The sequence below is a fragment of the Micromonospora sp. NBRC 110009 genome (assembly GCF_030518795.1).
Classification (GTDB): domain Bacteria; phylum Actinomycetota; class Actinomycetes; order Mycobacteriales; family Micromonosporaceae; genus Micromonospora.
The window spans coordinates 1,950,883-1,972,768 of the sequence record NZ_CP130427.1; the positions used below are offsets into that span (position 1 = coordinate 1,950,883).

The window sequence follows — 21,886 nt, forward strand, 5'->3', positions numbered from 1 at the left end:
CTCAGACCCGCTGCTCACGCAGGTCGACGACCTCCCGGGCCGGCGCCCAGCCCTGATAGACGCCGAAGTCGAAGGCCTCCAGCCCCATCGCCCGGGCGACCGGCCAGCGACCGCCGGTGTACTCCACCCGCAGCCAGCCCTCATGCTCGGCCAGCACGATGAACGGCTGCCCCTGCCAGGTGCAGGTGGTCCGGACGTACGCCAGGTCCTCGACCTCGGCGGCCGGCACCACCCGGACGTACCGGCCGGGGCGTACCTCCTGGAAGCCCTCGCCCGGTTCGGGCTGGTAGAGGCGGACGTCGTCGCCGTCCGGGCTGGCCTGGTACTCCCGGCCCCGCCAGCGGGCCACGTAGCCGTCCCGGGTCACGCCGCGTCCACCCGTCGCCAGAGCAGCGCGTCGGTGTCCAGCACCGCGACCACCCGCTCGGTGCCGTCCGCGCCGATCCGGCACAGCTCCGCGCCGTGCGGCAGCCGGGCACTGTCCACCTTGAACTCCGCGACCACGTCGCTGGTTTCCCCGGGGGCGAACCCGTTGCCGCGGAACGGAGGACGCTCGATCACCCAGCCCTCCATGGCCCGCATCGCGGCCTCGTTCTGCCCGCCGTACGGGATGCGGTAGAGACTCGGCCGGTACACCGGCCAGCGCAGCACGTAGATCTCCTCGGCGTCGCGGGAGAACGGCGAACCCGGGTGGCCGAGGCCGAGCGCGTCGTACAGCTCGGTCGGGGTGCGCAGGTGGGCCAACTCGTTGGCCCGGTGCACGAAGCCGGAGACCCGGTCGTAGCCGCGCTCCAGGTAGTAGGCGAGCTGACTCGGGGCGATCACCTTCTGCATGGTCACCGGGCGGGTCCGGTCCACCGGCGGCGGCGCGGGCCGGCCGGCGGCCGCCGGCTCCGCCTCGGCGGCGGGCCGCTCCGGCTCCCCCTCCGGCTCGTCGCCGAGGCCCACCTCGGCGGCCCAGTTGGCCAGCGCCAGGACCTGCTCGCCGGGGTACGTCGCCCCGACCGGGCTGCCCGGGTTCACCGCGAACGACCAGTTCTCGTCCGGCCAGCGGCGGATGAGCTGGACGAACTTCACGCGTACCGTCTCGACCGGACCGTCGGCGCGGTCGGCCAGCCGCTCCGGCGAGGTGTAGACCACCACATACGTCCCGCCGTCGAGCTGCTCGGTACGCCAGACGAAGCCCGCCTCGCCGGGTCGGCTCGCCGGCCCGGAGTCGGCGGCCACCGGCAGCAGCACCCGGGCCAGCAGCAGGGTGGTGAGGAACCCGTCGGTGCTGCCACTGCTCACCGCGGCCAGCAGCTCCTCCTCCACCTCGTTCGCCGGCACGAAGTCGGCCGGCACCGGGCCCGGCGCGGCCGGCGTACCGTCGACGCGCGAGGTGGCTCCGGCAGCCGGCCCGGCCGGCGGCGCTGTCGGCGCCGTCGGGGAGCCGGTGGGCTCGCCGGCGGACGCGCTGCCCGGCTGCGCCGGCGCGGGGGGCTCGAAGAGCGACCCGGCCGGTTCGTCCGTCGCCGTCGACCCGGTCCGCTCCCCCGCTGGCGGAGCGGGCGGGAACAGGGACTCCGTTCGCTCGCCCGTTGGCGGAGCGGGCGGGAACAGGGATTCGGTCCGCTCCTCAACCGGTGGGGCAGGCGGGAACAACAGCTGGGTCCGCTCCTCAACCGGTGGGGCGGGCGGGAACAACGGCTGGGTCTGCTCCTCAACCGGTGGGGCGGGCGGGAACAACAGCTGGGGCTGCTCCTCAACCGGTGGGGCGGGCGGAAACAACAGCTGGGTCTGCTCGGCCGGTGCGGTGATCCGGTCGAACAGCGGCATGGTCGCCTCGGCGGGCGGCTCGATCGGTTCGAACAACGACGCGACGGAGCGGTCGCGCCCGCCGTCGGCAGGGTCCGGCTCGGCCCGCTCAACGGGGGCGGGCGGCGCGAATGAACTCTCCCCCGACGGGCGGACCGGCTCGGCGGGGCGCTCGCCGTACGGCGCGGGCGCTCCCGCGTCGACGCGCTGGGCGAGTGGCTCCACGGCCAGCGGCACGGTGGGTTCGGCCGAACCGGCCCAGGGTCCGGCCGGCCCGGCGCTCTCCCCCCGGTACTCCGGCGGTGCCGTCGCGCCGGCCAGCGCGGAGCTGGCGGCGGGCACGGTGGGCACCGCGTACGGTTCGGGCACCACCGGGGCCGGGCCGGGGACCGGGCGGGCCGGGGCGGGCTCCTCGGGCTCGGTGAGGTCCCGGGACTCGATGATGGTGCCCTCGATGACGATCGGCGAGAAGCCCCGGCGCGAGGCCGGCGGGCCGGACACCGGCTCGGCGATCGACGGGGGCAACTCCTCCGCCTCGGCCGGGACGCCGAAGCCGGCGTCGCCCGGTGCCGGCGGGATGGGCTGCGTCCGCTCGCCCGCGTCCGGCGCCGCCGCGCCCGGCGCGTCGGGCGGCTGGGGACGGCGTCGGGGCAGCGACTGGGTCGCCTCCTCGCCAGCGGCCGGTGGCGGCACGGGACGGAACGGCCGGGTGGGCTCCTCGGCCGGGCGGAGCGCCGGCGTGGTCTCGCCGCCGTCCGTGCGGAACGCCCGGGTGGGATCCTCGGGCACCGGTTCGCTCAGCGGCCGGCGGCGCGGGAACGGCTGACCGCCACCGGCGAACCGGGACGGCGGCGCCGCCCGCTCCCCGGTCCGCTGGGACGGATCCAGCGGGGACGGGCGGCGGGACGACTGGCCGGAGGGTTCGAAGAACGACCGGGCCGGGCGCGGCGGCGCGGGCTCGCCGGAGCGGCCCGGCGGGCTGCCGGAGCGGCCGGCGCCGCCGAACGCGTCCGGCTCGTCGGGGCGGCGGCGCAGGTCGCTGAGCCAGCCGGAGAGGCTGTCGCCGCCCGGGTCGGAGCCGGAGGCGGAACGGTCCACAGCGGCGCGATCGGCGGGCGGCGCGGCCGCCGGAGCGCCGTTCGCCTGACCGGGCCACGCGTCGCGGGCTCCCGGCTCGTCCTCGGCTCGCCGGCCGTGGGGTCCGAGGCGGTTCGCGGCGAGGAAGCCATTCGGCTCCGGGCGGCGGGGGATCGGCGGCAGCGGGGACCCGGCGCCGCTCGGCGCGGCGGGCCGAGCCGGCGGGCTGGGGGCGGGCGGGAGCTGCACGGTCGCCGACTCCACCGCCGGGTCCGGGGCGGAGCCGCCGGCGGCGGGTGGCACCGGCGCGGCGGACGCCCGGCCGGCCGGCGCGAAGGAGGCCGCCGACGCCCGGCCGGCGCTCGGCGACGTCGCGCCGGCCGCCGACGCCCGGCCGGAACTCGGTGATGCCGAGCCGGAGGCTGGTGAGCCGGCGGTCGGTGCTGCGGAGCCGGCGGAAGGCGACGCCGGACCGGCGGGAGTCGCTGGCGCCGGGGCGAACGCGGCCGCCGGTGCCGCGGCGGGGAAGCCGGGTGACGCCGGGACGGCGGCGGCGGGCGGGCCCGCTGACACCGGCGCGGTCGGCATGTCCCGGCCGGTGGCGTCCGTCTCGGTCCGGGCGCGGGCGGCGTTCTCGACCCGCTCCAGCCGGGCCCGCGCGCCCATCGTCCGCCCTGGCAGCCGGACGTCGCCCCGGGACAGCTGAGCCACGAACCAGGCGGGCAGGTAGCCCTCGATCGGGAGGCCCGGATTGACCGCGAGCCACCACTCGTGGTTGGGCCAGCCGGCGGCCAGGTCGGCGTACGGGACGCGCCGGGTGGCGCCGGCGTTCTCCCCCAGGCAGGCCCGCATCGCGGTGACGGAGGTGAATGCGAGGACGTGCGTCCGGCCGCCGGTGGTCCAGGTCCCCCAACCCGTCGGAGCCTGCCCGGCGAGCCCTTGGGCGGAGACCGGCAGCAGCAGGTCGACCCGGGTCAGGATGCGGAAGTAGAGCTGCTGGTCCTGGGCGCGCAGCGCGTCGCGCATCGCCACCTCGGCCTCGGTGGCCGGCTCCCATCCGGTCACGGCCACCTCTCCTTCCGCACACAGGCCACAGGCATCGCCTACAACCTACAAGGTGCTAGCAAGATCACAATGGCTGGCCACCGGCCCTGCGGCGAGACGTTAACATCGCGTTCCGGAGTCGACACGATACGGAGGCGGTCGATGTCCCGGCCCACCGCGCACCCGGCCCTGGCCGTCCTGGCGACCGTCCTTGCCACCGTGCTGCCGGCCACCCCGGCAGGGGCCCGCGCCCCGTCGGCGTGTGCCGCGCCACCCGCGCCGGCCCGCCCCGTGCCGGCCCAGCCGTGGCCCCAGCAGCGATACACACCCGACCGGCTCGCCCCGCTGGCCACCGGCGCCGGGGTGGTCGTGGCGGTCATCGACTCCGGCGTGGACCGTCGCCATCCGCAGCTCGCCGGGCGGGTGCTCGCCGGTGCCGACTTCCTCGACCCGGGCGGGGACGGCACCCGGGACTGCGCCGGGCACGGCACCTTCGTGGCGAGCATCATCGCGGCGCCGCCCCGCCCGGGCGTGGCGTTCCGGGGACTGGCACCGGACGCCCGCATCCTGCCCGTACGGGTCAGTGAGCAGCAGGTCGTGGCGGGGCGGGAGTCGGGGCGTACGGTCGGCGCGGCCGACTTCGCCCGGGCCATCCGGTGGGCGGTGGACCACGACGCCGACGTGCTCAACCTCTCCGTCGTGCTGTACGCGGACAATCCGGCGGTGCGCGCCGCGGTCGCCTACGCGGCCCGCCGGGACGTCGTGGTGGTGGCCGCCGCCGGCAACCTGCACGACAGCGGCGACCCGCGGCCGTACCCGGCGGCGTACGACGGGGTGCTCGGGGTGGGGGCGATCGGGGCGGACGGCAACCGTTCCGCCTTCTCCCAGACCGGCCCGTACGTCGACCTGGTCGCCCCGGGCAGCGACGTGCTGATGGCCGCGCCCGGGCAGGGGCACCAGCGGGCGGAGGGCACGAGCTACGCCACCCCGTTCGTGGCCGCCACCGCGGCGCTGCTCCGCCAGTACCGCCCCGAGTTGAGCGCCGCCGAGGTGGCCCGACGGATCGTGGCCGGCGCCGACCCGGCCCCGGGGCGCGCGGACGGCTACGGGGCGGGGGTGCTGAACCCGTACCGGGCGGTGACCGAGTCGCCCGCGACGGCGGCCGGCCAGCCCCCGCGGGGTGCGGCACTGGCGGTCGATCGGCCGGATCCGGCCGAGCTGGCCCGGCAGGCGCGTCGAGCGACGGCCCGGCACCGCGCGCTCCTGGTGGCCGGCGCCACCGCAGCGGCGGCCGTCCTGGTGGCGCTCCTGGCCACGGTGCTGCCGCGCGGCGCCCGCCGCCGCTGGCGCCCCGCCGACCCAACCTGACCCACCCGCCCGCGCGGGTGGTCACTGGAAGAGGTTGGCGTTGCGCTTCTCGGTGTCGAGGTAGTCGGCGGCGGAGTCCTCCACCGCCAGCTTGATGTCGCGCAGCATGGCCTGGAGGTCCTGCGAGGCGGCCCGCCACCGCGCCTGCCGCTGCTCGTACGCCTCGCGGGCCTCGCCGGACCAGCTCGCGACCAGCGGCGCGGCGTCCCGCTCGAGCTGCCCGAGCTGGCTGTCGAGCGTGTTCAGCGCCTTCTGGATGTCCGCGGCGGCCTGCTGCAGCGCGGCGAAGTTGACGACCAGCACACCGTGGTCCATGACATCGTCCTTCCTGGGTCAGAGCGGCAGCTGGATGCTGCGGTGGGTGCCGGCCACCCGGCCGGCGGCCTCGGTGTCCGAGACGTCGTACTGCTGGCCGGCGGTGCGGATGGCGGTCGCGGTCTCCCGCAGGGCCCGCTGGAGGGCCGTCTGGTCCTGCGCCCACTGCTGCTTGACCTGCTCGAACGACCGCCCGCCGGCGCCCCGCCAGGCCTGCTGCAACACCTCCAGCTCGGCCATCAGGCCGCTGAGCATGCTCTGCAACGACTGGTCCACCTGCTCGAACTTCGCGGCGGTCTGCTGCAGCACCGCGGCTTCTGCCTGGGTCTGGGACACCCCGGACGTCACCTCGTCTCCTCGGTCGTGGCTGGTCGCGATGGCGACCACTGTGGACTCGCCGGAGCGCGGAACCGGAATCGGGAAAGGGGGACGGCACGCGCTCGACGGAACTCGTCGCTGACGGTAGTCGCCTGACTCCGGTTCTGCTACCCCTCAACATCCCCTGTGGACAACGAAGCCTTACGATGAGCCACGGCAACGTCACCCGACGAGCAGGCGGAGGCGGCATCGTGCGCGCGAGGAAGGCCCGGTGACGGCGACCACGACCACGGGGCCGGTGCCCGCGGCCCCTCCCGCGCCCGGGTCGGCGGTCCGCCCCGCCCCGCCCGTACGGGCCGGGCAGGTGGTGGCGGCGCAGGTCGCGGTCGCGGTGCTCGTCGCGGGCGTCGGCCGGGGCGTGACGGTGACCGCGGCCGCCCTGCTGCTGGCGGCGCTGCTGCTGCCCGGGACGTGGGTGCGGTGGCGCGGCCGGTGGCTCTACGAGTGGCTGCTGGTCGGTCTCGGGCACCTGACCCGGCGCCGGGCGCTGCCGGCCACCGCCGGGCCGGAAGCGCTGCTGGGGCTGGTGGCCCCGGGGGCGTCGGTGCACCCCGCCGAGCTGGCCGGTGTTCCGGCCGGCGTGGTGGACGACGTGGCCGGGATGACCGCGCTGCTGGAGATCGGAGACCCGGACGACCTGCTGGGCGACGGCCCACGGTCCCTTCCCGGGCCGCTGTCCCTGCTGCCCCCACCCGGCCCGGAGAGCCCCCCGGTCCGGATCCAGCTCCTGCTCTCCGCCTCGCCCGCCCCCACGCCGGCCGCCGGGGCCGGCACCGCCGGGACGTCGTACCGCCAGCTCACCGACGGGCGGCTGGCCGGACGGGCCCGGGCCGTGCTGGCGGTCCGGGTGCTCCGGGCCGACGGCTGGTCGGACGAGGAGTTGCGCCGGGCGCTCTCCGGCGCGGTCCGGCGGATCGTCCGCCGGCTCGGCCCGCTGACCGGGCGTCCGCTGGGCGGGCGGGCCGCCCTCCGGGTGGTGGCCGAGTTGGCCCACCACGACGTCGGCGCGCCGGTCCGCGAGACCTGGCACGCGGTGACGGCGGGCGGGCTGGTGCAGGCCACCTACCGGCTGCGCCGCTGGCCGGGCCCGGGCACCGACGTGGGGCGACGGCTGGTGCCCCGGTTGCTGGCGCTGCCGGCCACCGCCGGCACCGTCTCGCTCGGCGTCGGCCCGCGCGCCGGCACCGACGCCGCGCCGGTCCCGGTGGAGTTGACCGTACGGCTGGCCGCCTGGACCGGGGCGGAGCTCTCGATCGCCGACCGGGCGCTGCGCCGGCTCGCCGACGACCTGGGCGCGGAGGTCCGCCGGCTCGACGGCGAGCACCTGGACGGCCTGGCCGCCACCCTGCCGCTGGCGGCGGCCCGGGGCACCCCGGCGGCCGCCCGCGCGGACCTGGAGGGGCTGGAACTCGCCCTGGACGAGTCCGGGCTGATGCTCGGGGCCAACCGGCACGGCCGCCCGGTGACCGTCCGGCTCTTCGGCCCCGGGGACACCCGGCTGTTCCTCGTCGGCGGGGTGCGCGCCGCCCAGCTCATGGTGCTGCGCGCGCTGGCTCTCGGTGCGCGGGTGGTGGTGCAGACCGCCCGGCCCCGGGTGTGGGAGCCGTTCGCCCGCGCGGTGGGCGCGCCCGGTGGGGCGGTGCCGCTGATCCCACCCGGACGGCCGGTGGGCGGCGCGCCGAGTTCACCGCTACAACCGCTGCTGGTGGTGGTCGACGCCGGCCCGGTGCCGCCCGAGGTCGGTGTTCCGGGGGCCTGGCGGTCGGTCCTGGTGGTCCGGGACGAGCTGACCCCGGCCGACGCGCCGGCGCTCGCCCGGGCCGACCTGGCGATCCTGCAGCCGCTCGACCCGGACGAGGCGGCGCTGGCCGGCGCGGCGCTCGGTCTCAGCGGCTCGGCGGAGTGGCTGACCCGGATCCGCGACGACATGGTCGCCGTGGTCAACCGGCGGGCGCTGCGCTGGGCGCTGCTTTCCCCGACGCCGATCGAGTCGCAACTGGTCGGTCGCCCGCGCCGCCGCTGAGCCGGTCCGCGTGGGTTCCGCGAGTCGACGCGGCATGGCACGATCCCGGCCATGGATTTTCTGAAGGGTCTTCTGATCCGGCTGGGCTCGACCGCGGTGGCCTTCTGGCTCGCCACCCTGCTCATCCCGGGCATCACGCTGAACACCGGGTCGGTCACCGACAAGGTGATCACGCTGGTGCTGGTCGCGGCGATCTTCGGCGTGGTCAACGCCGTGCTCCAGCCGGTCATCAAGACCGTCGGCTGCGGCTTCTACCTGCTGACCCTCGGCCTGATCGCGCTGGTGGTCAACGGTTTGCTCTTCCTGCTCACCAGCTGGATCGCCGGCCAGGCCGGGCTGCCGTTCCACGTGGACGGCTTCTGGCCGGCCGCGGTGCTGGGCGCGCTCTTCGTCGGCATCGTTACCTGGATCCTCGGCGCCGTCCTGGACCGCGACTGATCCCGCACATCACCCGTCGATTCCCGCCCACCGGCCAGGCCAGTGGGCGGGAATTGGCTGGCGAAGGGCGGGTGCGCCGGCAGTAGCGTCGAGCGGGTGTTCACCCTGACCCGGCCCGACGGCTACCAGATCAGCACCGACCCGGCCCGACTCGACCTCGACCGGGTGCACCACTGGCTCTCCACCGACGCGTACTGGGCGCTCGGGCGGGGGCGCGACACGGTCGAGCGGGCCTTCGCCGGCTCGGTCGGGTTCGGCGTCTACCGGCCGGAGGACGGGCGGCAGGTGGCGGTCGCCCGGGCGGTGACCGACGGGGCCACCTTCGGCTGGCTCTGCGACGTGTACGTGGACCGGGCCGAGCGAGGTCGGGGGCTGGGTACCTGGCTGGCCGGGGCGGTCCGCGACCACCTGGCCGAGTTGGGCGTACGCCGGATCGTGCTGGCCACGGACGACGCCCACGGGGTGTACGCCAAGGTCGGTTTCACCCCGGTCGCCGCGGACCGCTGGATGGAGCTGGACCGACGGGTGACCCAGGTCACCGGAAAGGACCAAAGCGGCGCTTCACCACTTACGGTGGAGGCGTGAACCAGATCCGCCTCGGCTACCTGTACGGCTTCGGCGCGTACTTCATCTGGGGTTTCTTCCCGATCTACCTGAAGCTGCTCCGCCCGGCCGGACCGGTGGAGATCCTAGCCCACCGGATCGTCTGGTCGGTGGTCTTCGTGGCGCTGGTGCTGGCGGCGATGCGCAACATCGGCTTCCTGCGCGCGCTGGCCCGCCGCCCCCGGGCGCTGGCCGGCATCGCCGCTGCGGCCGCGCTGATCGCCGTCAACTGGGGCACCTACATCTACGGGGTGAACTCCGACCGGGTGGTGGAGACCGCGCTCGGCTACTTCATCAACCCGCTGGTCATCGTGCTGATCGGGGTCTTCCTGCTGCGCGAGCGGCTGCGCCCGGCGCAGTGGGCGGCGCTCGGCGTCGGCGGCCTCGCCGTGGCGGTGCTGGCCGTCGACTACGGCCGGCTGCCCTACCTGGCCCTCGTCCTGGCCTTCAGCTTCGCCGGGTACGGGCTGGTCAAGAAGCGGCTCGGGCTGCCCGCCGCGGAGGGGCTCTTCGTCGAGTCGGCGGTGCTGGCGCTGCCGGCGCTGGCCTACCTGGGCTGGCTGACCCGGCGCGGCGCGGCCACCTTCGGGCACGTCTCGACCGGGCACACCGCGCTGCTGGTGCTGGCCGGCGCGGCCACCGCCATCCCGTTGCTGCTCTTCGCCGGGGCGGCCAACCGGCTGCCGCTGACCACCATCGGCATGCTCCAGTACGTCGGCCCGATCCTTCAGCTCGGCTGCGGGGTGCTGATCTACCACGAGCCGATGCCACCGGCCCGGCTGGCCGGCTTCGGCCTGGTCTGGCTCGCCCTGATCGTCTTCACCGTCGACGCCCTGCGCAACGCCCGCCGGACCCGGGCCGAGGCGCGCGCCACCGCCACCCCGGTCCCCGCCGCGACCCGCTGAACCCGGTTCAGCGGAGGTCGTAGGCGAGGACGGGACTGCCGTCGGCGCGCAGCAGTTCGAGGCGGACCAGTTCGCCGTGGGTGAAGTGGGTGGCGCCGGTCATGCGGAGGTTGTCCCCGGGAGCGGCCAGCCACGTGGCGACCTGCTCCGTCGCGCCGTCCGGGCCGTGCGCCACCAGCCGGAAGGTATACGCCTCGCGGTGACCGGTCCGCTGGTCGTACCCGCAGTGCACGGTGACCTCGGTGCCCCACTTCTTGTCGGTCAGCCCGACCTCGGCATGCAGCGGGACCGAGCCGTCGACCGGCCGCATCGCGGTCAGCGTCACCTGCGTCACCGGCGGCGCCGGCGGGGCGGCCGGGCGGACCAGGCTCACCCCGACGCCGGCCAGCACGGCGAGGACGGCCGCGGCGAGCGCGGTCAGCGCGTACCGGCGGCGGGACCGGAACCGCTCGCGGCGCCGCTGCTCCCGGGCGGCGTCGAGCAGCGCGGGCACCCGGGAGTTCTCCGACGCCGCTGGCAGGAACTGCTCCAGCCCGGCCGGGTCGAGTCGGCCCAGCAGGCCGGGCAGCACGGCGATCTCGGCCACCGCCTCCCGGCAGGTCGCGCAGCCGGCCAGGTGCCGCTCGTAGACGGCCCGCTCGGCGGGAGCGAGGGCACCCAGCACGTACGCGCCGTCGTCGTGCGCGAACTCGCAGCGGGTCATCCGGTCACCCCCATCTCGGCCAGGACCAGTCGTAGTGAGCGCAGTGCGTAGTGGGTCCGGGACTTCACCGTGCCCGGCGGCACCCCCAGTCGGGTGGCCGCCTCCGCCACCGACCTGCCCTGGTAGAAGCACTCCACGAGGACTTCACGATGGGTGGGGCTGAGCCGGTTCAACGCCTCCGCCACGGTCCACGCCTCCACCGCGCGCTCCGTTTCGTCGACCGTCTCGGGGGGCTCGGGCAGCTCGTCGGTGTACACCTCCCCGACCCGGGTGGACCGGCGCCGCCAGGCGTCGATGGCCAGGTTACGCGCGGTGGTGAAGAGCCAGGCCCGCACCGAGCCGCGGGTGGGGTCCAGCGCCTCCGGGTGCCGCCAGGCCCGCAGCAGCGTCTCCTGCACCAGGTCCTCGGCCCGCGACCGGTCCCCGTTCACCAGCCGGAGGGCATGCGCGAAGAGCGCGTCGGCGTGCTCGTCGTGCAGCGCGCGCAGCAGTTGGGCGTCGTGGTCGCTGATGACGGTTACCTCGCTTCCGGCGGCGAGACCAGCGATGCGTTCGCCCCTCCATACGTGCGGTGACGCCGAACGGTTCAGCCGCAGGTCACCACGGAGCTTGTTCACGTCCGGTTCACGGTAGCGCCGACATCGGCTCACCGGGCACTGGCAGGGTCCGGGCCGTACGCGCGCGCGTGAATCCGGCGCGCCACCGACGCCCGATCAGGAGGCTCCACCGCATGAGCGACCGTCCCCGGCTGCTCCCGCTGCTGGGCTCCCCCCGGCACGGCGCCCGCGACGCGATGACCTGCCAGTACCGGTGCGGCAACGCCTGCGACCACCCGGTGCCGAACTCGTCCGCCAACCCGTACTTGGGGGACCTGGTGGAGGCCGAGGTGTCCCGGCGCGGCGTGGTCCGCGCCGGCGCCGTCGGCGCCCTGGTGCTCGGCTTCGGCGGGACCGTGGCCGGCGCGAACCCGGCCTCCACCTGGCCGGACGGCGACTTCGCCAAGCCCGGCATGGTGGTCGCCTGGCGCCTCGACGGCGGCCCGATCGGCAGCTGACGTTCCCCTGGCGGTCCGGCGCTGGACCGCCCCGGAGGGCCGCCACCCCGCCTGGGCGGCGGCCCTCTAGGCTTCGGCGGCGATGCCGTCCGCGATCGAGCGGGCGACGGTGAGCAGCTTGGCCCGGACCACCCGCGCGGAGGTCATCATCTCGCTGGCCGGCAGGGCACAGGCGAGCACCACCCGGCGCTCGAGGTCCTTGTCCGGAGTGACCAGCACCGCGGCGCAGGCCACCCCCTGCCGGAACTGGCCCAGCTCCAGTTGCATCCCCCGCCGGTCACCGGCGGCCAGGTCGGCCTCGAACGCCTCGACCGTGGTCAGGGTGGCGCTGGTGAACGGGCGCATGCCGTATTCGCGCAGGTAGCGGAAGCGCTGTTCGGCGCTGAGGGTGGCGAGCAGGCTCTTGCCGAGGGCGGTGGCGTGCGCCCCCTCGTCGAAGCCGGGCACCAGGTCCTCCAGGTAGGGCGAGCGCGGCCCCTCGGCGACCGCCGTGACCGCCACCTGGCCGCCGACGAAACGCCCCAGGTAGTGGCTCCAGCCGGTGTCCGCCGCCGCCCGCCGGAGCGACTCTCCGACCGCCTGCGGCCCGCGGAACGCGGTGACCAGCTCGCGGTACCGGTCGGCGACCTCCAGCCCGACGATGTACGTGCCGTCCTCCCGGCGGATCACGTAGCCCTCGTACGCCAGCGTGCGCACCAGGTGGTACGTGGTGGCCACGGTCAGCTCGCAGCGGCGGGCGATCTGCTTGACGGTGAGTCCCCGTGGCGCGCGGCCGACGGACTCGAGCACTCGAAGCGCGCGGGACACACTTCGGATCAGGTCCGAAGGTTCCGCCAAGGGGTCGCGCACAACCACCTCCGCCGCCGGGGACTTACACCATATGAAAAACAGGCCGAGTGTGAAATGCCTGTTCGGATCGAGGATGCCAGATCAGTGGTCGCGGAGAGTGCCCCGACAGACGGCGATCAGCTGCCGAAATACGGCCCGGCGTAGGTTTGCCTGGCCATGACTGACACCGCGCTGCACCCCTCGCCCCCCGCGTCCCAAGGAACCGTCCGCGCCAGCGCGGGCGCCATCGCCACCACGATCGCCTGCGTACTGCCCGTCTTCCTGCTCGGCGGGCTCGCCGTGCAGATGGGCGACGACCTGCACTTCTCCCCCGCCGGCCTGGGCCTGGCCGTGTCGGTCTACTTCGGGATCAGCGCGCTCGCCTCCGTCCCCTCCGGCGTGCTCGTCGAGCGGTACGGCCCGGCAGTGGTGGCCCGCGCCGGCATCCTGCTCTCCGCCGGCACGCTGCTGGGCATCGCGGCGCTGGCGCGTTCGTACCCGGTGCTGGTGGTACTGCTCGGGCTCAGCGCGGCCGCGAACGCGCTCGGCCAGCTCGCCAGCAACGCGGCGCTGGCCCGGCACGTCCCCGCCCACCGGCAGGGGCTCTCCTTCGGGGTGAAGCAGGCCGCCATCCCGGTCTCCACCCTGCTGGCCGGCGCCGCCGTCCCCACCATCGCGCTGACCGCCGGCTGGCGCTGGGCGTTCGTGGTGGCCGCGGCGGCGGCGCTGGCCGCGCTGCCGGCCGTACCCGAGCACGAGCGCGACCAGGAGCGGGCCGCCACCGGCGGGCGGGCCGGGCGGGCGACGGTGGCGCTGGTGGTGGTCGGCCTCGCCGCCACCCTGGCGGCGGCCGCCGCGAACGCGCTGGGCACCTTCGTGGTGGACTCGTCGGCCGGGCGGGGTCTCACCCCGGCCCTGGCCGGCCTCACCCTGACCCTCGGCAGCGCGGTCTGCGTGGTGGCCCGGGTCGGTGCCGGCTGGCTCGCGGACCGCCGGGAGAGCGGGCACGTCACGCTGATCGCCGGCATGCTCGTGGTCGGCGCCGCGGGGCTGGGCCTGCTCGCGCTGGCCGGCCCCGGCCCGCTGGTGGCGGGCGTGGTGCTCGGCTTCGGCCTCGGCTGGGCCTGGCCCGGGCTGATGAACTTCGCGGTGGTCCGGCTCCACCCGCAGGCCCCGGCCGCCGCCACCTCGATCACCCAGACCGGGGTGTACGCGGGCGGCTGCCTCGGCCCCCTCGGCCTCGGCACCGTGGCCGCCCACCTCGACTACCCCACCATGTGGGCGGTGGCCGCGGTCGCCATGCTCCTGGCCGCGGTCCTCATGCTCACCGGCGCCCGCCTGCTGACCCGGGACTGATCGGGCCGCGAGGGGGTCAGCTGGTGCGGTCGGCGATGTAGTCGCAGAGGGATTCGAGGGCGCGGCGGGCGGGGCCGTCGGAGAGCGGGGCGAGCTGAGCTCGGGCGTCCTCGGCGTAGCTGCGGACGGTCTCCCGGGCCCGCTTGAGCGCCGGAGACTCCCGGAGCAGACCGAGCGCCTCGGCGTGCAGCGCGTCGTCCACCAGCGGGCCGGTGGCCAGGATCTCGCGCAGCCGCACGCTGGCGGCGTCGGAGTCGTCCGAGGCGAGCGCGTAGAGCACCGGCAGGGTCGACACGCCCTCCCGCAGGTCCGTGCCGGGCGTCTTGCCGGACTGCATCGACTCGGAGGCGATGTCGAGCAGGTCGTCGGAGAGCTGGAAGGCCACGCCGATGATCTCGCCGTACCCGGCCAGGGCCTCGGTGTGCGCCGCGGACGCGCCGCCGAACATGCCGCCGAACCGGGCCGAGGTGGCGATCAACGAACCGGTCTTCTCGGCGATGACGTGCAGGTAGTGCGCCACCGGGTCGGTGCCGCGCGGGCCGACCGTCTCGGCGATCTGCCCGTGCACCAGCCGGGCGAAGGTGCGCGCCTGCAGGCGGACGGCCTCGGGGCCCAGTTCGGCGGCGATGTCCGCGGCCCGCGCGAAGAGGTAGTCGCCGACCAGGATGGCGACCGAATTGGTCCACCGCGAGTTGGCGCTCGGGGCACCCCGGCGCACCGCCGCCTCGTCCATGACGTCGTCGTGGTAGAGCGTCGCCAGGTGGGTGAGCTCCATCACCACGGCCGCCGGCACGACCTCGTCCCTGGTCGGGTCGCCGAACTGGGCGCCCAGCGCCACCAGGAGCGGGCGGAACCGCTTACCGCCCGCGTCGAGCAGGTGGCGGGACGCCTCGGCGACGAGCGGATCGGCACTGGCCACGCTGGCCAGCAGTGCGCTCTCGACGCGCTCCAGCAGGCCCAGCACGGACGCCTCGACGCGCGGGTCGGCTAGCCGCAGGCCGAGCGCGCCGAACTGACCCGTGCCCGCCGGACCCCGACGACCGCCGGAGCCGGTGGCACCTGAACGCTCGCCAGCCGGATTCACCACGTCTTCCACCATGCCACACCCGTTCGACCTGCCCGGAGAGGGGGATACGGACCGGGGGCCGGCACGCCACGGCGTACCGGCCCCCGGTGGGACGATCTCGGTCATCGCACGAATTCGGCGGCCCCGTTGGCCAGGTCGAGCAGGGGCGCCGGGGCGACACCCAGGACCAGCGTGGCCAGCACGCCGATGACCAGGGCCGCCGAGGTGAGCACGCCCGGCACGGTGACCGTCGGGGTGGCGTCGCCCGGCTCGGAGAGCCACATCATGACCACCACCCGCAGGTACGGGAAGGCCAGCACCATGCTGGTCAGCACACCGGCGATCACCAGCCAGGCCTGGTTCGCGTCCAGCGCCGGCGCGAAGATCGCGAACTTGCTGGTGAACCCGCTGGTCAGCGGGATGCCGGCGAAGGCCAGCAGGATGAAGGTGAAGATCGCGGCGAAGAACGGCGAGCGGCGGCCCAGCCCGGCCCAGCGGGACAGGTGGGTGGCCTCCCCGTCGGCGTCCCGGACCAGGGTCACCACGGCGAACGCGGCGATCACCGAGAAGCCGTACGCGACCAGGTAGAACATCGTGCCGGAGAGCCCGTCCTTGCTCGGGGCCAGCACACCGACCAGCAGGTACCCGGCGTTCGCGATCGACGAGTAGGCCAGCAGCCGCTTGATGTCCGTCTGCGTGACCGCGAGCACCGCGCCGACCAGCATGGTCAGCACCGCCACCGAGCCGAGGACCGGGGTGAAGTCCCAGGCGGCCCCGGCGAAGGCGACGTGGAAGACCCGCAGGAGGGCGCCGAAGGCGGCGACCTTCGTGCAGGCGGCCATGAAGCCGGTCACCGGGGTCGGGGCGCCCTGGTAGACGTCCGGCGTCCAGACGTGGAACGGCGCGGCGGCGGCCTTGAAGAGCAGGCCGATGGCGAGCAGGGCCATGCCGGCGTAGAGCAGCGTCGGGCTGGTCGAGGAGTCGGTGACCGCCGCGTGCAGGGTGGCGAAGTCGACGCCGGCCGGGCGGCCCGGGATGCCCGAGGTGAAGCCGTAGAGCAGCGCCACACCGAACAGGAAGAACGCCGAGGCGTACGCGCCGAGCATGAAGTACTTCAGCGCGGCCTCCTGGCTCAGCAGCCGCCGGCGGCGGGCCAGCGCGCAGAGCAGGTAGAGCGGCAGCGAGAAGACCTCGAGCGCGATGAACATGGTCAGCAGGTCGTTGGCCGCCACGAAGATCAGCATGCCGCCGATCGCGAACGTGGCCAGCGGGTACACCTCGGTGGTGCCGCCGGCGCCCTCGGCCTGCCGCCGGTCCTCCGCCGACTCGGCGGTGACCGCGGCGTGGGCCACGAAGGCGCCGCCGCGCTCCACCGTGCGCTCCCCGATGAGCAGCAGCGCCATCGTGGCCAGGATCAGGATCGCGCCCTGGAGGAAGAGCGTCGGCCCGTCCACCGCGATGGCCCGGCCGGCGGTGATCAGCCGGTCGTCGGCGTTGAGGATCACCATGGTGAGCGCGGCGAGCACCGCCAGCAGGGCGAGCGCGAGCTGCACCCCGTTACGCAGGCGGCGCGGCACGAACGCCTCGACCAGGACGCCGACCAGGGCGGCGCCCAGCAGGATCAGGATGGGAGCGAGCGCCGCGTAGTCGAGCGACGGCAACTTCAGCTCGGTCATTTCGCGGCCTCCTGGACGCTGCCGACCGTCGGAGCAGGGTCGGTCCGACCCACGTCCTGCATGGTCGCCTTGACGGCGGGGTTGATGACATCGGTGACCGGCTTGGGGTAGAAGCCGAGCAGCACGATGAGCGCGATCAGCGGGGCGACCACGATCTTCTCGCGCAGGGTCAGGTCCCGGCGCATGCCCTCGACCTCGGTCAGAGCCGGGTTGAGGGTGCCCTGGGTGGTGCGCTGCACCATCCACAGCACGTACGCCGCGGCCAGGATGATGCCGAGCGTGGCGATCACCGCGACCGGCTTGTTGGTGGTGAACGTGCCGATCAGCACCAGGAACTCGGAGACGAACGGCGCGGTGCCGGGCAGCGCCAGCGAGGCGAGACCGGCAAAGAAGAGCACCCCGGCCAGCAGCGGCACCAGCTTGCCGGCGCCGCCGAAGTCGCTGATCAGGGCCGAGCCGCGACGGGCGATCAGCATGCCGACCACCAGGAAGAGCAGGCCGGTGGCCAGCCCGTGGTTGAGCATGTAGAGCACCGCGCCGGTGCCGGCCTGGGTGGTGAAGGCGAAGATGCCCACCCCGATGAAGCCGAAGTGCGCGATCGAGGTGTAGGACACCAACCGCTTGAGGTCGTTCTGCCCGACCGCCAGCAGCGCGGCGTAGATGATGCCGATCACGCCGAGCGCCAGCGCCCACGGGGCGAACCACTTCGACGCCTCGGGGAAGAGCGGCAGGCAGTACCGCAGGATCCCGAAGGTGCCGACCTTGTCCAGCACGCCGACCAGCAGCGCCGCCGCGCCGGCCGGGGCCGCGCCACCGGCGTCCGGCAGCCAGGTGTGGAACGGGAAGAACGGCGCCTTGATCGCGAACGCGAGGAAGAAACCGAGGAAGAGCCAGCGGGCGGTGTTGACGTCGAGGTCGGCCTGGCTGAGCGCCTGCCAGTCGAAGGTCTTCCCGCCGACCACCCAGAGGCCGATCACCGCGGCGAGCATGAACAGGCCGCCGACCAGGGAGTAGAGGAAGAACTTGACCGCCGCGTACTGCCGCTGGTGGCCGCCGTAGCTGCCGATGAGGAAGTACATCGGCACCAGCATGACCTCGAAGAACACGTAGAACAGGAAGACGTCGGCGGCGGCGAAGACGCCGATCATCGTGCACTCGAGGACGAGCAGCAGCGCGAAATAGACCGGCACCGAGCGCTTGGACGACTCCGCGTCGTGCCAGGAAGCCAGGATCACCAGCGGCACCAGGATCGCGATCAGCATCAGCATGACCAGCGCGATGCCGTCCACCTCGAAGGTGAAGTTGACGCCCCAGCGCGGGATCCACGCGTACGACTCGCGGAACTGGAAGCGGTCACCGTCGGCCTGGAAGGCGATCCACATGACCACCGACAGCACCAGCACCAGCAGCGACCAGCCGAACGCCACCAGCTTGGCCAGGTCCGGCCGGCGGCGTGGCAGCAGGGCCACGACCAGGGCGCCGACCAGCGGTGCCACGGTCAGCACCGAGAGGAACGGGAAGTTGGACATTATTCGGCCTTACCTCCGTCGTGACTGCGTGGCCCGCCGGCGGGGGCGGCCGCGTTGAGGTCGATCACGCCAGCCACCCCGCCTGCACCGCCAGGAACGCCGCCAGCACGAGCAGCGCGCCGGTGAGGATCGAGGTCGCGTACGACCGCACGAAGCCGGTCTGCAGCCGCCGGAGCCGGCCGGAGCCCCCGCCCACCGCGGCGGCGAGGCCGTTGACCAGCCCGTCGACGCCCCGGTTGTCGAGGAAGACCAGCGCCCGGGTGAGGAAGATGCCCGGCTTCTCGAAGACCGCCTCGTTGACGGCGTCCGTGTAGAGGTTCCGGCGGGCGGCGGTGACCAGCACGCCGGCCGGCTGCGGCGCGGTGGCCGTGCCGTTGCGGAACAGGAACCAGGCGAGCCCGGCGCCGAGCACGGTGACCAGCAGGGAGAGCGTGGTGATCAGCCAGTGCGCGAGGACCGCCTCGTGGCCCTCCTCCTGGGCGCCCAGCCCGGCGGTAGCGGTCAGCCAGTCCGGCACGGACGTGGCGAGCAGGAAGCCGGCCCCGACCGAACCGATCGCCAGCAGGATCAGCGGGACGGTCATCAGCCTCGGCGACTCGTGCGGGTGCTCGATGTCCTCGGTCCAGCGGGCCGGGCCGTGGAAGGTGAGCACGAAGAGCCGGGTCATGTAGAAGGCGGTCAGCCCGGCGCCGAGCAGCGCCGCACCGCCGAAGAGCCAGGCGGTCCAGCCCTCCCGCTCGAACGCGGCCACGATGATCGGCTCCTTGGAGAAGAAGCCGGAGAACGGGAACATGCCGATGATGGCCAGCCAGCCCATCATGAAGGTCAGCCAGGTGACCTTCATGTACTTCGACAGGTTGCCGAAGCGGCGGATGTCCACCTGGTCGTTCATGCCGTGCATCACCGAGCCGGCGCCGAGGAACATGTTGGCCTTGAAGAAGCCGTGCGCCAGCAGGTGCACGATGGCCAGCGCGTACGCCGCGCCGCCCAGGCCGACGCCGAGGAACATGTAGCCGATCTGGCTCACCGTCGACCAGGCCAGCACCCGCTTGATGTCGTCCTTGGCCGCGCCGATGAGGCAGCCCATCAGCAGGGTGATCGCGCCGACGCTGACCACCACGAGCTGAAGCGTCGTGTTGGCCGAGAAGATCGGGTTGGAGCGGGCGATCAGGTAGACGCCCGCGGTGACCATGGTGGCGGCGTGGATGAGCGCCGACACCGGGGTCGGGCCCTCCATCGCGTCCGGCAGCCACGCCTGGAGCGGGAACTGACCGGACTTGCCGGTCGCGCCGAGCAGCAGCAGCAGGCCGAGCACCAGCACGGTGGTCTGGCTCAGCGCGCCGACCCCGTTGAAGACCTGGTCGTACTGGGTGGTGCCCAGGGTGGCGAACATGACGAAGATGCCGATGGCCAGGCCGGCGTCACCGACCCGGTTCATCAGGAACGCCTTCTTGCCGGCGGTGGCCGCGCTCGGCCGGCCGTACCAGAAGGAGATCAGCAGGTACGACGCCAGGCCGACGCCCTCCCAGCCGAAGTAGAGCATCACGTAGTTGTTGCCGAGCACCAGCAGCAGCATCGCGGCGACGAACAGGTTGAAGTACCCGAAGAACCGTCGCCGGCCCTCGTCGTGCGCCATGTACTCGACCGCGTACAGGTGGATCAGGAAACCCACCCCGGTGATCAGCAGCACGAAGACCGCGGCCAGCGGGTCGAAGAGCAGACCGAAGTCCACCTTGAAATCGCCGACCGTGATGAACTGCCAGAGGCTCTGCTCGACCTGCTTGTTCTCCAGGCCACGGAGCTGGAAGAAGTAGGTCAGGCCGAGCACGAAGGCGGCACCGATGGCCCCCACGCCCAGCCAGTGGCCCCAGCGGTCCGCCCGCTTGCCGAGCAGCAGCAGGATCGCCGCGCTCACCAGCGGGATGGCCACCAGCAGCCAGACACTGCCCAACAGCCCGCTGGCCTGGGCGAATTCCACAGTCTCTTCCACCACGAGCCCCTCAGTACTTCAGCAGGTTGGCGTCGTCGACGCTCGCCGAGCGCCGGGTCCGGAAGATCGACATGATGATCGCGAGCCCGACCACGACCTCGGCCGCGGCCACCACCATCACGAAGAACGCCATGATCTGGCCGTTCAGGTCGCCGTTGATGCGGCTGAACGTGACCAGCGTCAGGTTGGCCGCGTTGAGCATCAGCTCGACGCACATGAACAGCACGATCGCGTTGCGCCGGACCAGCACCCCGACCGCGCCGATGGTGAAGAGCACCGCGGCGAGGACGAGGTAGTAGGTCGGCTCGACCGAGAAGAAGGTGTTCATTTCTTTTCCGTCCCCTTCAGGGAGGTCTCCTCAGCGGTCAGCTCCCGCGCCGGCAGGATCTCCGGGATGCTGCGCTCGGTCAGCCGGCCGTCGGGGAGGCGGGCCGGCGTGGCCACCGAGGTCGAGGTGGCGAAGACGCCCGGGCCGGGCTTCGGACCGGGGTAGTTGCCGGGCCGGAACCGGGCCTTCATGGTGGCGACCTGGTCCATCCGGTCCTGCTTGCGCCGCTCGACGTGCGCCAGCACCATCGCGCCGACGGCCGCCGTGATCAGCAGCGCCGAGGTCAGCTCGAAGGCGAAGACGTACTTGGTGAAGAGCAGGCGGGCGATGCCCTGCACGTTGCCCTCGCCGTTCGGCTTGTCCAGGCCGACCGCCCGGACGCCGTCCAGCGCCCGGTAGAGCCCCGTACCGACCAGGCCGGCGAAGCCGAGGGCCAGCACGATCGCCGCCGTACGCTGCCCGCGCAGCGTCTCGATCAGCGAGTCGGAGGCGTCCCGGCCGACCAGCATCAGCACGAACAGGAAGAGCATCATGATCGCGCCGGTGTAGACGATGATCTGCACCATGCCGATGAACGGCCCCGCCTGCAGGACGTAGAACACGCCCAGGCAGAGCATGGTCAGCACCAGCCAGAGCGCCGAGTGCACCGCGTTGCGCGCCCACACCATGCCGATCGCGCCGATCAGCGCGAGCGGGGCGAGGATCCAGAAGGTCACCGCCTCGCCGCCGCCGACCGAGGCCGCCTCGGCGAGCACCGTCTGCGTGGTCATGCCGTGTCTCCCTTGCCTGCCGCGGCCCGCTCGGCCGCCTGCTCGGCGCCCGGGAACGTCACCCCGGGGTGCTCGTCCAGCTGGTACCGACCGGGCCCCATCGGGGACCGTTCGGCGCCGGCCGAGGTGCCCGGGTTGGTCAGGCCGCCGACGTAGTAGTCCTTCTCGCTGTCGCCCAGCCGCATCGGGTGCGGCGGCTGCTCCATCCCGGGCAGCAGCGGCGCGAGCAGCTGCTCCTTGGTGAAGATCAGGTCCTGCCGGTTGTCCCGGGCCAGCTCGTACTCGTTGCTCATGGTGAGCGAACGGGTCGGGCAGGCCTCGATGCAGAGCCCGCAGAAGATGCACCGGGCGTAGTTGATCTGGTAGACGCTGGCGTACCGCTCACCCGGGGAGAAGCGCTGCTCCTCGGTGTTGTCGCCACCCTCCACGTAGATCGCGTCCGCCGGGCAGGCCCAGGCGCACAGCTCGCAGCCGATGCACTTCTCCAGCCCGTCCGGGTGCCGGTTGAGGATGTGCCGCCCGTGGTAGCGCGGCGCCGAGACCGGCGGCTTGAACGGGTAGTCGGTGGTGACGACCTTCCTGAACATGTGCGAGAAGGTGACCCCGAAGCCCTTGAACGTTCCGGTGATCGCGCCCAC

20 protein-coding genes and 1 pseudogene are annotated in these 21,886 nt (G+C 73.9%); 7 read left to right on the forward strand and 14 right to left on the reverse strand.

What is annotated here, in order from left to right; translation table 11 throughout:
- Position 1: 1 nt before the first annotated feature.
- Complete coding sequence (locus tag Q2K19_RS09290; protein WP_302769494.1) at positions 2-367, reverse strand: hypothetical protein; 366 nt, start codon at positions 365-367, stop codon at positions 2-4.
- Positions 364-3,939, reverse strand: a complete 3,576-nt coding sequence (locus Q2K19_RS33310; protein ID WP_368046131.1) for an SseB family protein — start codon at positions 3,937-3,939, stop codon at positions 364-366. Before Q2K19_RS33310 ends, Q2K19_RS09290 begins: the two co-directional genes overlap by 4 nt.
- Positions 3,940-4,080: 141 nt before the next feature.
- Here Q2K19_RS33310 and mycP point away from each other — a divergent pair, with 141 nt between their 5' ends.
- Complete coding sequence (gene mycP / locus Q2K19_RS09305; RefSeq protein ID WP_302769496.1) at positions 4,081-5,286, forward strand: type VII secretion-associated serine protease mycosin; 1,206 nt, start codon at positions 4,081-4,083, stop codon at positions 5,284-5,286.
- A 21-nt stretch (positions 5,287-5,307) separates the two neighbouring features.
- Here mycP and Q2K19_RS09310 read toward each other — a convergent pair whose 3' ends face one another.
- Positions 5,308-5,601 (reverse strand): WXG100 family type VII secretion target, encoded by a 294-nt coding sequence (locus tag Q2K19_RS09310; protein WP_302769498.1) that lies wholly within the window; start codon positions 5,599-5,601, stop codon positions 5,308-5,310.
- An 18-nt stretch (positions 5,602-5,619) separates the two neighbouring features.
- Positions 5,620-5,937, reverse strand: a complete 318-nt coding sequence (locus Q2K19_RS09315) for a WXG100 family type VII secretion target (protein WP_302772373.1) — start codon at positions 5,935-5,937, stop codon at positions 5,620-5,622.
- A gap of 253 nt (positions 5,938-6,190) precedes the next feature.
- Here Q2K19_RS09315 and eccE point away from each other — a divergent pair, with 253 nt between their 5' ends.
- From eccE to rarD, 4 genes are all read left to right on the forward strand, one after another.
- Positions 6,191-8,002: a type VII secretion protein EccE gene (gene eccE / locus Q2K19_RS09320; RefSeq protein WP_302769500.1), complete on the forward strand. Its 1,812-nt coding sequence runs from the start codon at positions 6,191-6,193 to the stop codon at positions 8,000-8,002.
- A 51-nt stretch (positions 8,003-8,053) separates the two neighbouring features.
- The gene (locus Q2K19_RS09325; RefSeq protein ID WP_302769502.1) at positions 8,054-8,440 is read left to right on the forward strand and encodes a phage holin family protein; all 387 of its coding nucleotides are present in this window, start codon (positions 8,054-8,056) and stop codon (positions 8,438-8,440) included.
- A 96-nt stretch (positions 8,441-8,536) separates the two neighbouring features.
- Positions 8,537-9,025, forward strand: coding sequence for a GNAT family N-acetyltransferase (locus tag Q2K19_RS09330; RefSeq protein ID WP_302769504.1), 489 nt, complete (start codon positions 8,537-8,539; stop codon positions 9,023-9,025).
- Entirely contained in the window at positions 9,022-9,948 is a 927-nt protein-coding gene (gene rarD, locus Q2K19_RS09335; RefSeq protein ID WP_302769505.1) for an EamA family transporter RarD, read from the forward strand. The genes Q2K19_RS09330 and rarD overlap by 4 nt, the downstream gene beginning before the upstream one ends.
- 7 nt (positions 9,949-9,955) lie before the next feature.
- Here rarD and Q2K19_RS09340 read toward each other — a convergent pair whose 3' ends face one another.
- Both Q2K19_RS09340 and Q2K19_RS09345 read right to left on the reverse strand, forming a co-directional pair.
- Positions 9,956-10,651 (reverse strand): anti-sigma factor family protein, encoded by a 696-nt coding sequence (locus Q2K19_RS09340; protein ID WP_302769507.1) that lies wholly within the window; start codon positions 10,649-10,651, stop codon positions 9,956-9,958.
- Positions 10,648-11,142, reverse strand: coding sequence for a sigma-70 family RNA polymerase sigma factor (locus tag Q2K19_RS09345; RefSeq protein WP_302772375.1), 495 nt, complete (start codon positions 11,140-11,142; stop codon positions 10,648-10,650). Before Q2K19_RS09345 ends, Q2K19_RS09340 begins: the two co-directional genes overlap by 4 nt.
- Before the next feature lie 239 nt (positions 11,143-11,381).
- Here Q2K19_RS09345 and Q2K19_RS09350 point away from each other — a divergent pair.
- Positions 11,382-11,636: pseudogene (locus Q2K19_RS09350) on the forward strand (phosphatase); the annotation flags it as partial.
- A 135-nt stretch (positions 11,637-11,771) separates the two neighbouring features.
- On the opposite strand, the gene Q2K19_RS09355 reads toward Q2K19_RS09350, so the two are convergent.
- Positions 11,772-12,554 (reverse strand): IclR family transcriptional regulator, encoded by a 783-nt coding sequence (locus tag Q2K19_RS09355; RefSeq protein WP_302769509.1) that lies wholly within the window; start codon positions 12,552-12,554, stop codon positions 11,772-11,774.
- A 156-nt stretch (positions 12,555-12,710) separates the two neighbouring features.
- Between Q2K19_RS09355 and Q2K19_RS09360 the strand changes: the two genes are divergently transcribed.
- A complete protein-coding gene (locus Q2K19_RS09360) occupies positions 12,711-13,889 on the forward strand; it encodes an MFS transporter (RefSeq protein WP_302769512.1) in 1,179 nt (392 codons plus the stop codon).
- Positions 13,890-13,905: 16 nt separating this feature from the next.
- Here the strand turns inward: Q2K19_RS09360 and Q2K19_RS09365 are convergent, their stop codons facing one another.
- The 7 genes from Q2K19_RS09365 to nuoI all read right to left on the reverse strand — a co-directional run bounded on the left by Q2K19_RS09365 (position 13,906) and on the right by nuoI (position 21,886).
- Entirely contained in the window at positions 13,906-14,988 is a 1,083-nt protein-coding gene (locus Q2K19_RS09365; RefSeq protein WP_302769514.1) for a polyprenyl synthetase family protein, read from the reverse strand.
- Between the two features lie 89 nt (positions 14,989-15,077).
- Positions 15,078-16,631, reverse strand: coding sequence for an NADH-quinone oxidoreductase subunit NuoN (gene nuoN, locus Q2K19_RS09370; protein ID WP_302769516.1), 1,554 nt, complete (start codon positions 16,629-16,631; stop codon positions 15,078-15,080).
- The gene (locus tag Q2K19_RS09375) at positions 16,628-18,160 is read right to left on the reverse strand and encodes an NADH-quinone oxidoreductase subunit M (RefSeq protein WP_302769518.1); all 1,533 of its coding nucleotides are present in this window, start codon (positions 18,158-18,160) and stop codon (positions 16,628-16,630) included. The genes nuoN and Q2K19_RS09375 overlap by 4 nt, the downstream gene beginning before the upstream one ends.
- 64 nt (positions 18,161-18,224) lie before the next feature.
- Positions 18,225-20,150: an NADH-quinone oxidoreductase subunit L gene (nuoL, locus tag Q2K19_RS09380; RefSeq protein WP_302769521.1), complete on the reverse strand. Its 1,926-nt coding sequence runs from the start codon at positions 20,148-20,150 to the stop codon at positions 18,225-18,227.
- 10 nt (positions 20,151-20,160) lie between these two features.
- On the reverse strand, positions 20,161-20,478 hold the full coding sequence (gene nuoK, locus Q2K19_RS09385; protein WP_302769522.1) for an NADH-quinone oxidoreductase subunit NuoK: 318 nt from the start codon (positions 20,476-20,478) through the stop codon (positions 20,161-20,163).
- Positions 20,475-21,248: an NADH-quinone oxidoreductase subunit J gene (locus Q2K19_RS09390; RefSeq protein ID WP_302769523.1), complete on the reverse strand. Its 774-nt coding sequence runs from the start codon at positions 21,246-21,248 to the stop codon at positions 20,475-20,477. The genes nuoK and Q2K19_RS09390 overlap by 4 nt, the downstream gene beginning before the upstream one ends.
- The gene (gene nuoI / locus Q2K19_RS09395) at positions 21,245-21,886 is read right to left on the reverse strand and encodes an NADH-quinone oxidoreductase subunit NuoI (RefSeq protein WP_302769525.1); all 642 of its coding nucleotides are present in this window, start codon (positions 21,884-21,886) and stop codon (positions 21,245-21,247) included. The genes Q2K19_RS09390 and nuoI overlap by 4 nt, the downstream gene beginning before the upstream one ends.

What these genes read in the sequence shown, in the direction of transcription:
- mycP (WP_302769496.1), top strand. Translation starts at nt 4,081, where the DNA reads ATGTCCCGGCCCACCGCGCACCCGGCCCTGGCCGTCCTGGCGACCGTC.
- Q2K19_RS09310 (WP_302769498.1), bottom strand. Translation starts at nt 5,601, where the DNA reads ATGGACCACGGTGTGCTGGTCGTCAACTTCGCCGCGCTGCAGCAGGCC.
- Q2K19_RS09325 (WP_302769502.1), top strand. Translation starts at nt 8,054, where the DNA reads ATGGATTTTCTGAAGGGTCTTCTGATCCGGCTGGGCTCGACCGCGGTG.
- Q2K19_RS09340 (WP_302769507.1), bottom strand. Translation starts at nt 10,651, where the DNA reads ATGACCCGCTGCGAGTTCGCGCACGACGACGGCGCGTACGTGCTGGGT.
- Q2K19_RS09360 (WP_302769512.1), top strand. Translation starts at nt 12,711, where the DNA reads ATGACTGACACCGCGCTGCACCCCTCGCCCCCCGCGTCCCAAGGAACC.
- Q2K19_RS09365 (WP_302769514.1), bottom strand. Translation starts at nt 14,988, where the DNA reads ATGGTGGAAGACGTGGTGAATCCGGCTGGCGAGCGTTCAGGTGCCACC.
- nuoN (WP_302769516.1), bottom strand. Translation starts at nt 16,631, where the DNA reads ATGACCGAGCTGAAGTTGCCGTCGCTCGACTACGCGGCGCTCGCTCCC.
- Q2K19_RS09375 (WP_302769518.1), bottom strand. Translation starts at nt 18,160, where the DNA reads ATGTCCAACTTCCCGTTCCTCTCGGTGCTGACCGTGGCACCGCTGGTC.
- nuoK (WP_302769522.1), bottom strand. Translation starts at nt 20,478, where the DNA reads ATGAACACCTTCTTCTCGGTCGAGCCGACCTACTACCTCGTCCTCGCC.
- Q2K19_RS09390 (WP_302769523.1), bottom strand. Translation starts at nt 21,248, where the DNA reads ATGACCACGCAGACGGTGCTCGCCGAGGCGGCCTCGGTCGGCGGCGGC.